The organism is Bacteroides sp. AM23-12 (genome assembly GCF_003434395.1).
In the GTDB taxonomy this organism is placed as follows: domain Bacteria; phylum Bacteroidota; class Bacteroidia; order Bacteroidales; family Bacteroidaceae; genus Bacteroides; species Bacteroides thetaiotaomicron.
Genome location: NZ_QTLF01000069.1, coordinates 1 through 3,568, shown reverse-complemented (window position 1 = coordinate 3,568; position 3,568 = coordinate 1). Strand labels below are relative to the sequence as shown.

The following is a 3,568-nucleotide window of genomic DNA, read 5'->3' as shown; positions in this document are numbered from 1 at the left end:
TCCGCCGATGGCGATGGCGGTGGCCACCCCTGCCAAGTTGCCCGTACCCACACGGCTGGCAATCGTAATAGCGAATGCCTGAAAAGATGAAACATGTTTCTCGCCCTGTTTTCCTTTTCCGGCGGACTCGCTGAGTAATACAATCATTTCGCGAAGCATACGGAACTGTACGAACCGCGTTCGGATGCTGAACCAAACGGCACAGCCCAGTAACATGATAATCAGGATGTATGTCCAGAGTATATCATTTATTTCATTGATAAAGTTCATAGTTAGGTTTTTGAAAAGAATAAATCGTAGTATATCACTCGTTTTTCATTCGGAAATAAAATTTATGATTTTCGAATACGGGCTCTACTATATCATACCGAACAAATTTGGCAAGCAGATGTTCGGCGGCACGTCGGGAAATACCGGTCTGCCGACAATACCGGTTGAGTGAAAGCAGTGTTCCCTGTTCCAGCAGGTCGAGCAGGAGTTGTTCGCGTTCCGTATAACGGATCAGTTCTCCCCGCGGGCTGCCACTTTGTTGCCATACACGCAGGTGGATAGGGGTAGCCAGTATATTCTCATCCTTGATGCGGAGATAGGCGAGAGGCTTTCCGTTTTCGTCTTTCGCATAGACAGGCTTGTGCGGATTCTCTTCGATGGTGGCTACTAATACCTGTTTGCCTTCCACGATATATGTTTGTAAAGTATAATCTATCTCCGGGATGCAATAAAGTTGTGCGGCTGCTTCAATCATATATTTTTCCTCTTCAGATCGTACGCCGGCTATTCGTCCATTGTCTTTCACGCCGATCAATAGCCGTCCTCCGTCGGTATTGGCAAAAGCCGACAGCGTTTTGGCAATCTTGCGTGCGTCGGAAATTTCGAATTTGAAGTCCTGTTGCTGATGCTCTCCTTCAGCTATCAAAGTATGTATGTAATCCGTATCAGTAAGCGTTTTCATGGCTACAAAGGTAGGGAAAAATGGTGAAAAGCCCTTTTTTTAGCTTATTTTCGCAGATAAATTCAAAAAAAATATTGTTTTTATGCGTTTATTTCGGGAAACAGTGTATTTTTGCGACACATTATTAACGAAAAAAATAAAAGGATTATGAAAGAATTGGTAGAAAAAGTAGCAGCTCTGTATGCTGACTTCTCAAAAGATGCTAACGCTCAGATTGAAAACGGTAACAAAGCAGCAGGAACTCGTGCTCGTAAGGCTTCTTTGGAAATCGAAAAAGCAATGAAAGAATTCCGTAAAGCATCTTTGGAAGCTTCTAAAAACTAAGAAATAGAAGTCTACTAAGATATCAGGAAAAAAGAAGAGGATGTGTCGTGAGATGCATCCTCTTCTTCTATTTATACCTCCTTCTCTTTTCTGAAACCCGAAATATCGGACGAATGTGCTATTTTTAAGATTACATTGAAAAACGGTCACTCTAAAAATAACGAACTAGAGAAAAATCTGCATAAATAAATGCAATAATATACGAAAAAAAAACATTCTTTGCATGAAACTACATGAAATATACACCTTTTCAAAACAAAAAAGTATCTTTTGGTTTTAAACCAAGGGGGTGTTTCTTTAAAACCAACGCCTCCTTCCTCACCGACCAACCTGTTTTCCGTCGGTAAGGAAGACCTGAAAAAGCTGTTTTTGCTTAATTTTCTTCTAATTGATCCATAAATACCGGGAAAATAAAAGTGTCATTCGGAACTGTTTTTCTTCAGTAAGCGATCAGAATGATCAGTGAAAAAGAATTATACTTCTGATTTGACCGATAAACTCTTTGAATAGTAAAAAAGAGGAATCCTGTATTTGTGAATGATGACATTTTTATGCCTTTCTTTAAAGTGGGATACAATTATGCCCTTCTTTCACTGTTTAAATATTCCTTTTTTAAGAAAGGTCCTTTTTTAGTGATCAATAGATGTCGCTATATGTGAAAAGTTATTCATGGTAATTTGAATAAATGAACTCAATCTTTCCCTATTTGTTGTTTCGTTTTTCGGTGATACTGATTTTCGGAGTGTCTTATTCTGAAAATTGGTCGTGTATATGCGTATTAGGCAATTATAGTTGCTGAAATATGTGTATATTTATTGTGTAATATTTAATACTGAGTACAATGTTAAAAGTAGTAGCATTTATGAAGCAAGTAGCCGAAGAGCTACGGATGGGGGGAAACTTTGGTACGGCGCACGTATATCGCAGCAGCACCAATGCCATCATTGCTTATTGTGGGGAAGGGGATTTTTCTTTTGACGAGGTCACCCCGGAGTGGTTGAAAGGTTTCGAGATACACCTTCGTGGGAAGGGATGTAGCTGGAACACCGTTTCCACTTATCTAAGAACATTTCGTGCGGTGTACAATCGTGCCGTCAACAGTAGGATGGTCGTTTATACGCCCCATCTGTTCCGCTCTGTTTATACGGGCACGCGTGCGGACCATAAGAGGGCATTGTGTGATGAAGATATGAAGAAGGTATTCACCAGACTGCCTTCATCTTCCGCCATACCTCTTGCCGTGAGGCGTGTGCAGGACATGTTCGTGCTGATGTTCTTGCTTCGTGGTCTGCCGTTTGTCGATCTCGCTTATCTGCGTAAAAGTGATTTGAGAGATAATGTGATCACTTACCGCAGGCGGAAGACAGGCCGGCCCTTGTCGGTGACGCTTACTCCGGAAGCGCTCGAACTATTAAAGAAGTATATGAACCGCGACAGCCATTCGCCCTATCTCTTCTCACTGCTGAAAAGCGGAGAGGGAACAAAGGAGGCTTACCGGGAATATCAGTTGGCATTGCGCAGCTTCAACCAGCAGCTCACGCTCTTGGGGGAGGTATTGGGACTGAACGATAGACTGAGTTCATACACCGCCCGCCATACATGGGCTACAACAGCCTATTATTGCGAAATTCATCCAGGTATTATCTCCGAAGCTATGGGGCACTCGTCCATCAAGGTGACCGAGACTTATCTAAAACCTTTCCGTAATAAGAAAATTGATGAGGCTAATAATCAGATTATTGATTTTGTAAAACATTCAATAGCTGGAGTAGTAGCTTGAAAATGAATCTGTTACTTTCTAGGTAACGGAGCTAAATAGCGTTGCAAAGATGGATATATTTTGGAAAACATGCAAACAAAAAAGATATTTTTTCTGATAAACTACTAAAAAAAGAGAAATAATACGATAAAACAACGGATTTCTTTCTGTTAGGGACCTGTTAACCTCTGATCAAGATACAAAGAATTTCCTCCCCTCTGCCGCATGTCTGAAGCAGGGGTAAATATGTTTCACTGTAAAATAGTCCGGTTTTTCATATAGATAGCTCCACAGGAGTCAGGACAAAGGTTTACCCGTTACCTAGAAAGTAACGGGTAAAGGCTGTTTGGCCTGTATGCTTCATAGTGTATTATATAAGGGAAATAAAGGTTGAATGAATTAAGAAAAGGAGGTCGCACGAGAAATGAACGGAACAACACATGGGATTTAAAATCAAAAGTGAGAAATTATATTTTTATTATTTTTTTAATTTATAAATTAAAAGTTTTTTATTATGAACAAAAAGTTTTTAA

The 3,568-nt window shown here is 40.3% G+C and carries 4 protein-coding genes; 2 read left to right on the top strand and 2 right to left on the bottom strand.

The genetic code is table 11. The features are described 5' to 3' along the window. Both DW640_RS22915 and DW640_RS22910 read right to left on the bottom strand, forming a co-directional pair. Positions 1 to 270 (bottom strand): alanine:cation symporter family protein (locus DW640_RS22915; RefSeq protein WP_147326406.1); only part of this gene is annotated, 270 nt, incomplete at its 3' end. 34 nt (positions 271 to 304) lie between these two features. Next, positions 305 to 952 carry a helix-turn-helix domain-containing protein gene (locus tag DW640_RS22910; RefSeq protein WP_008760133.1) on the bottom strand — a complete coding sequence of 216 codons (648 nt, stop codon included), beginning with the start codon at positions 950 to 952 and terminating at the stop codon, positions 305 to 307. Positions 953 to 1,099: 147 nt separating this feature from the next. Between DW640_RS22910 and DW640_RS22905 the strand changes: the two genes are divergently transcribed. After that, complete coding sequence (locus DW640_RS22905; protein ID WP_008760134.1) at positions 1,100 to 1,276, top strand: histone H1; 177 nt, start codon at positions 1,100 to 1,102, stop codon at positions 1,274 to 1,276. 841 nt (positions 1,277 to 2,117) lie between these two features. Continuing rightward, on the top strand, positions 2,118 to 3,056 hold the full coding sequence (locus DW640_RS22900) for a site-specific integrase (RefSeq protein ID WP_199610454.1): 939 nt from the start codon (positions 2,118 to 2,120) through the stop codon (positions 3,054 to 3,056). Positions 3,057 to 3,568: the final 512 nt, after the last annotated feature.

Excerpts from the sequence above, each read along its gene's own strand:
- DW640_RS22910 (WP_008760133.1), bottom strand. The coding sequence starts at position 952 with ATGAAAACGCTTACTGATACGGATTACATACATACTTTGATAGCTGAA.
- DW640_RS22905 (WP_008760134.1), top strand. The coding sequence starts at position 1,100 with ATGAAAGAATTGGTAGAAAAAGTAGCAGCTCTGTATGCTGACTTCTCA.
- DW640_RS22900 (WP_199610454.1), top strand. The coding sequence starts at position 2,118 with ATGTTAAAAGTAGTAGCATTTATGAAGCAAGTAGCCGAAGAGCTACGG.